Source organism: Janibacter sp. Y6 (assembly GCF_040900765.1).
Classification (GTDB): domain Bacteria; phylum Actinomycetota; class Actinomycetes; order Actinomycetales; family Dermatophilaceae; genus Marihabitans; species Marihabitans melonis.
Window position 1 is genome coordinate 1 of record NZ_JAKLYZ010000012.1, and the last position, 1594, is coordinate 1594.

The 1594-nt window shown below is 55.1% G+C and carries 1 rRNA gene; it reads left to right on the forward strand.

The features are described 5' to 3' along the window. Positions 1 to 1594 (forward strand): 23S ribosomal RNA (locus tag L6241_RS16185); the annotation flags it as partial.

A 1594-nucleotide genomic window follows, 5' to 3' on the forward strand; every position in this document is an offset into this window, starting at 1 on the left:
AGGGCGATTGAGTCGCTGGGTCTAGACCCGAAGCGGAGTGATCTACCCATGGCCAGGTTGAAGCGACGGTAAGACGTCGTGGAGGACCGAACCCACTTAGGTTGAAAACTGAGGGGATGAGCTGTGGGTAGGGGTGAAAGGCCAATCAAACTCCGTGATAGCTGGTTCTCCCCGAAATGCATTTAGGTGCAGCGTCACGTGTTTCTTACCGGAGGTAGAGCTACTGGATAGCTAATGGGCCTCACCAGGTTACTGACGTTAGCCAAACTCCGAATGCCGGTAAGTGAGAGCGTGGCAGTGAGACTGCGGGGGATAAGCTCCGTAGTCGAGAGGGAAACAGCCCAGATCACCAGCTAAGGTCCCTAAGCGTGTGCTAAGTGGGAAAGGATGTGGAGTTGCATTGACAACCAGGAGGTTGGCTTAGAAGCAGCCACCCTTTAAAGAGTGCGTAATAGCTCACTGGTCAAGTGATTCCGCGCCGACAATGTAGCGGGGCTCAAGCACACCACCGAAGCTGTGGCATTGACACACTGCCTGGCCACTTGTGGTCCAAGCGTGTTGATGGGTAGGGGAGCGTCGTGTGGCGAGTGAAGCGGCGGTGTGAACCAGCCGTGGATGCCACACGAGTGAGAATGCAGGCATGAGTAGCGAAAGACGGGTGAGAAACCCGTCCGCCGAATATCCAAGGGTTCCAGGGTCAAGCTAATCTGCCCTGGGTAAGTCGGGACCTAAGGCGAGGCCGACAGGCGTAGTCGATGGACATCCGGTTGATATTCCGGAACCGGCGAAGAACCGCCCCTGATGAATCTAGTGATGCTAAGAGCCTGAAGCTCACCACCGGCGACTTCGGTTGCCATCGGTGAGTGGAACGCTCGACCCGATCTAGTAGTAGTCAAGCGATGGGGAGACGCAGGAAGGTAGCCTCCGCGTGGCGATGGTTGTCCACGTCCAAGGGTGTAGGGAGTCAGGTAGGCAAATCCGTCTGACACATATCCTGAGACCTGATAGTGACCGCATCAGCGGGAAGCAGGGTGATCCTATGCTGCCAAGAAAATCCTCTAGCGAGGTTCGAGCCGCCCGTACCCCAAACCGACTCAGGTGGATAAGTAGAGAATACTAAGGCGATCGAGTGAATCGTGGTTAAGGAATTCGGCAAAATGCCCCCGTAACTTCGGGAGAAGGGGGGCCCGGATTCTGAAGTCCTTTCGGACTAGGATGATGGGCCGCAGAGACCAGGGAGAAGCGACTGTTTACTAAAAACACAGGTCCGTGCGAAGTCGCAAGACGATGTATACGGACTGACGCCTGCCCGGTGCTGGAAGGTTAAGAGGACCGGTTAGTCACCTTGTGTGGCGAAGCTGAGAATTTAAGCCCCAGTAAACGGCGGTGGTAACTATAACCATCCTAAGGTAGCGAAATTCCTTGTCGGGTAAGTTCCGACCTGCACGAATGGCGTAACGACTTCTCCACTGTCTCAACCGCGAACTCGGCGAAATTGCACTACGAGTAAAGATGCTCGTTACGCGCAGAAGGACGGAAAGACCCCGGGACCTTCACTATAGCTTGGTATTGGTGATCGGGACGGCTTGTGTAG